4 protein-coding genes and 1 pseudogene are annotated in these 5,106 nt (G+C 52.1%); 4 read left to right on the top strand and 1 reads right to left on the bottom strand.

Going from position 1 to position 5,106, the window contains the following annotated elements; all coding sequences use genetic code 11:
* Positions 1 to 266 precede the first annotated feature (266 nt).
* Genes GOB87_RS16185 through GOB87_RS16170 form a run of 4 tightly spaced genes read left to right on the top strand, consistent with a single transcriptional unit; the run spans position 267 to position 4,430 of the window.
* Positions 267 to 794: a sugar dehydrogenase complex small subunit gene (locus GOB87_RS16185; protein WP_194303389.1), complete on the top strand. Its 528-nt coding sequence runs from the start codon at positions 267 to 269 to the stop codon at positions 792 to 794.
* Between the two features lie 20 nt (positions 795 to 814).
* On the top strand, positions 815 to 2,458 hold the full coding sequence (locus tag GOB87_RS16180; RefSeq protein ID WP_039736274.1) for a GMC family oxidoreductase: 1,644 nt from the start codon (positions 815 to 817) through the stop codon (positions 2,456 to 2,458).
* Positions 2,451 to 3,869: a cytochrome c gene (locus tag GOB87_RS16175; RefSeq protein WP_166319084.1), complete on the top strand. Its 1,419-nt coding sequence runs from the start codon at positions 2,451 to 2,453 to the stop codon at positions 3,867 to 3,869. The genes GOB87_RS16180 and GOB87_RS16175 overlap by 8 nt, the downstream gene beginning before the upstream one ends.
* Before the next feature lie 24 nt (positions 3,870 to 3,893).
* Positions 3,894 to 4,430, top strand: coding sequence for a lipocalin-like domain-containing protein (locus GOB87_RS16170; RefSeq protein ID WP_039736277.1), 537 nt, complete (start codon positions 3,894 to 3,896; stop codon positions 4,428 to 4,430).
* 377 nt (positions 4,431 to 4,807) lie between these two features.
* On the opposite strand, the pseudogene GOB87_RS16680 reads toward GOB87_RS16170, so the two are convergent.
* A pseudogene (locus GOB87_RS16680) lies at positions 4,808 to 5,106 on the bottom strand (hypothetical protein); the annotation flags it as partial.

Here is a 5,106-nt window from a genome sequence, read left to right as displayed (position 1 = left end):
CAGACGGATAGCGCTTCGTCTTGCGGGTGATACTGGCCATCCGGCCTCTCTGCTCTGGCGTCCACATCCAGGGCTTGAATCACACCCTCACCGAATTTCCAAACAGGCTCTAAAAGGCAGAGAATTTCGGCCTTGTATAAATAGTTAAATGTTTCCTTCGGATATTTTCTATACCGTCACTAACGGCGTCAATGCACTATTTATATCATTATCAACCAAGTATCGGGATAGATACATAAATAACTCAATGGGTGAGGAGAGAATAGGTGGCATTATTTCATGCGGAGTTAAAAATAAATAGGCGATATCTGTTGCTCGGCATGAGCGCGCTCGCCACCGTAGCCAGCTTTGCACAGTCGAAGGGTTTTGCGGAACCATTACATCAGTCCGATAGCGTATCACGCTTTATGTCTGTATCGAAAATTCTCGTCCCTCATCAACTGAACCCTGTTGTCGGCCATAGAATTTACGTCGCGCTTAATGATGTCGAAGAAAATTTTGATAATACGATACACGCAATTCACAATTTCATAGTAAAAACTGCTTCAGTGGATGTTGAACATCTTATGCCAGCATTGACAGATGAGAAACTGCAAAACTCGGCACTGAAGATAATATCGGCGTGGTATTCGGGTGTTGTGCACGGAAAATCTGGCGATCATGTAATCGCTTTTGAAGATGCGCTCATGTACAAAGTAAGCAGCGATGTCATGACGATACCATCTTACGCAAAATCGGCGCCCAATGCCTGGAATGCGACAGCAGTTCCGCTCCTTAACATGCCGTCATTCTGAATTTCTCCGGAGAATTTCTTATGCCATCCGATCTCAATAGCGATGTCGTCATTGTAGGTACTGGCGTAGTCGGCTGTCTGATAGCAGAACAGGCTTTGGATGCCGGGTTTTCGGTGCTCATGCTTGAAGCTGGGCCCCGTGTCAGTCGCGACACAATTGTCGAAAACTACCGTAATCTGGCGCCCACATTGCGCAACCACTGGAATGCGCCGTACCCGCCCAAGCCGTGGGCACCTCACCTTGAGACACGCACTCCAGACGAGGCATCTTCTTATCTTGATCTGACCGGACCGAATGCAAAGGCCTACGAGCAGGGGTATGTCCGCTACGCGGGGGGGGCCACCTGGCATTGGGCAGGTATCTGCTGGCGTATGACGCCTGACGATTTACGTCTCAAAAGCCTCTATGGAGTAGGACGCGACTGGGCTTTTTCTTACGATGTGCTGGAGCCTTATTATGCGCGCGCCGAACATGCGATGGGTGTCTGTGGCCCCGGTGATCCGGCTTTACAGTGGCCTCCAAATACAGCGCGTTCGCGGCCCTACCCGATGGGACCCATTCCCTTCGGGCCTGGCGAACAGCGGTTGACCGATGTCGCTGCGACCCTTGGCATGCAGAACCTGCCGGCGCCCCAGGCACGTAATAGTGGCGTTTCGTTTGACGGCCGCCCTCCCTGTTGTGGAAACAACAACTGTTTTCCGGTCTGTCCGATCGCTGCCAAATATGATGCTGCAACAGCTCTACCGCGCATCGAAGCAAAGGGCGGTCAGATCATCACGAACGCTGTCGCGTACCGTGTTGAAACGAATAGTCAGAAGAAGGTCGCGGCAATCCATTATTTTGATTCCGACAAGAATTCACACTCAGTTGCCGGAAAGATCTTCGTTCTCGCTTGCAACGGAATAGAAACGCCCAAGCTGCTCCTTCTGTCGGCTGACGAGAAAAATCCCTCTGGTGTCGCCAATAGTTCGGATCAAGTCGGTCGTAATATGATGGATCAGCCAAAACTGGTTGCGGATGTCGAAATGACTGAACCGCTCTGGACCGGCGTAGGACCTGTCCAGAGCAGCAGTATCATGAACACGAGCCAGGGCGAGTTTCGACGCGACTATGCCGGTGCAATGTTCCGTATGGAAAACATGGCACGGAGTACACTCGGTGGTCTGGCTGCTCTGGAAAAAGGTTTATACGGAAAGGCTCTTGATCAAGAAATTCGCCGGCTGTCGGCCTGCACGGCGCGCCTGACAGTTGAGCACGAACCTCTGCCGCTACCATTTAACCGGCTGACTCTCTCTGACAAACAGGATTGGCTGGGTCTAAGCCGTCCGCGCATCCACTATGATGTCGGCGACTATGTGCGTCGAAGCGCCGAGCAATACACAATACCGCTTCTAAAAAAGCTGGCGGCAGCCCTGGGAGCGACAGATATCAGGATCTCGCCTGAGTTTTTACACAGTGATCATATCATGGGTGGCGTCATCATGGGCAATGATCCGAAGGATTCCGTCGTGGACGTAGATTGTCGCGCCCATGACCATGAGAATCTCTTTCTTCCCGGTGGGGGCGCAATGACCACGGGCGGCAGCGGAAATAGTACAATAACCATGGCGGCATTGGCCATCAAGGCCGCAGATGCGATCATCGGGCAACTGCATCATGGCTAAAATGATGCATAGCAGATTGCCAGACAGGATAACCCTTCTCGGAGCTTTTTGCACCTCGATATTTCTTTACGGCACGGCTTCGGCACAAAGCGACGGATCAACTGATCGAGGCGCCTACATAGCTGTGACCTCCGATTGTGTGGCCTGTCACACAGCGCCTGGCGGCAAGCCGTTTTCTGGCGGCCTGGCAATGAAAACACCGCTTGGCACGATGTATTCGACAAACATTACGCCATCCAGAACATTCGGTATCGGTGATTACAGCGAAGCAGATTTCTCGCGTGCTGTGAGAAAAGGTATTCGCAAGGACGGGCGCAATCTTTATCCTGCCATGCCCTACACGGCATATTCGTACATGACAGATCAGGACGTACACGACCTGTATGTTTATTTCATGAAATCCGTTCAGTCAGTAGAAAGCGCTCCGTCGAAAACGTCTCTTCCCTTTCCGATGAACATTCGGGGTTCGATGATGTTCTGGAATGTGCTTTTTCGTAACGACAGGACTTTCCAACCCGATCCATCCCGCTCGTCAGAATGGAACCGCGGCGCGTATCTTGCGCAAGGACCGGCGCATTGTGGAACATGTCATACTCCTCGAGGATTTCTCATGCAGGAGAAATCCTCCAAGGATTTGAGTGGCGCGAGCCTGGGTGCATGGTATGCACCTAATATAACTTCAGATAAAATAAGCGGGATAGGCAACTGGTCGCGTGAAAATATAAAGACCTATCTAAAAACGGGCCATATTGACGGGCTCGCGCAAGCCGCCGATGGAATGGGAGAAGCGGTCGAACACAGTTTCCAGCATTTGACAGATGCCGACCTGAACGCGCTGGCAACATATCTTGCGACCACGAAGCCTGTTCGTGACCCCGCAGACGGAGAAGTTTCACGCTTCGTGCTGGGAAAGCCTACTTCCAGCGCTGATGAGGTCAGAGGAGGTCGACCTATCCGCTCAGATGATAATCCAAATATATCTGGTGCGGAACTGTTTATGGGCAACTGCGCATCCTGCCACAATTACCGGGCACAGGGCAGTCGGGACGGTTATTACCCTTCATTGTGGCATAACTCCGTCACAGGGGCCTCCAGTCCAGACAACCTGATCGCAACCATTCTGTTCGGTGTTGACCGGCATGTGTCTGACGCCGAGGCTTTCATGCCTGGTTTTGGCGGCAAGAAAACAGATGCCACTCAACTGAATGATTCGGAAATAGCAAAGCTTTCGAAATATATCTTTGATACCTACGGTAGGAAAAATGTCTCCGTGTCGGCATCGCAGGTCGCTCTCATCCGTCATGGTGGTGCTCGGTCACCACTGCTCGTTTTAATCCGTGTCGGTATGGCAGCGGGCGCCATTCTCTTAGCACTCGGGTGCTTCTGGCGTGTACGGAAAATTGTTAAATAAATAATCGAAAGAGGGCTAGTTCTCATGGTCTCAAAAACTCGCACTTCGAGACACTTCATATCCTTGATCGTGGTATGCGCGATCACCGTGGTGTCCGCAGCGACTTCTGCATACGCGCAGGATACAAAAAAAACCGCCGATCTCAAGAAGGACATCGTCGGTGTCTGGGGGCTTGTTTCTTACAAAGTGGAAGACAAAGAGACGGGGCGAACGATTGATGCAATGGGTTCTTCCCCTCGGGGGCGTGTCATTTTTACACCTCACGGGTGGGTCGCATTTAACCTTGAGGGCAGCGATCGACAGCCGCCAAAGACAGATGTGGAGCGCGCCCATCTTATGAAGACTCTCGTTGCCTACATTGGGCGCTACAGGATCGAAGGAAACCAGTGGGTCACGAATGTGCAGACTGCCTGGACGCCCGAATGGGTCGGGACGGAGCAAAGGCGTACCATTGAAATTAATGGTGATTTTGCAAATGTTATTACACCTTGGCGAATAATGCCAAACTGGGACTCGGGGAAGCTCTCCCGCAGTATCATCCGATTTAAACGGATCGAGTGATCTAGCAACTATGTTTAAGCGGATGAGGCAACGCGCCAGGGCGAGCCTGTTTTCAGGATAGCATTTGCGATTGTGACTAGACGTCGTGCAATCGCGATGAGTGGGGTTTGCCACGCTGCTTTATGCGGCTGGCAACAGCTTTGAGAACGGGATTATTGCAGGCAGCTGTCATTCGGTCTGGAACAGGAGGGAGTGGAGAAATCTTCTTCCCCCTGAAATGACACGTTTTCAACGCTGCTTAGGGCCTGTTAGGTCTTGAGATGATCTACGGTTGCAGCGATGCAGATGACGGCCATGAAGGATGTGGCGGTTTTTTCGTATCGTGTAGCGACCGCTCTCTACTCCTTAAGACGTGCCCATAGGTTTTCAACCAGATGTTAATGCCGATAGATCCATTTGGGGCAGGCTACCTGCGGCTCGTCGCGTTTTGTGGGGATGACCGGGCGTGAGCCCCTTTCCCACAGGGCTTCTCGGAACCGGTTCGAGGCATAGCCCCAATCGCAGACGACGTAGCGCGGAGCGTGCGGCAATGCGTCAAGAAGCCCCATGGCTAAGAGCCTGTTTAGAAAATCGGTCTGATGTGATTCAAGCTCTGGATGTGGACGCCAGAGCAGAGGGGCCGGATGGCCAGGATCACCCGCAAGACGAAACGCTACCCGTCTGACATGACGGACGA

The sequence above is a fragment of the Acetobacter estunensis genome (assembly GCF_011516945.1).
Classification (GTDB): Bacteria; Pseudomonadota; Alphaproteobacteria; order Acetobacterales; family Acetobacteraceae; genus Acetobacter; species Acetobacter estunensis.
The sequence above is the reverse complement of the archived record's forward strand: the minus strand, read 5'-3'. Positions and strand labels throughout refer to the sequence as shown.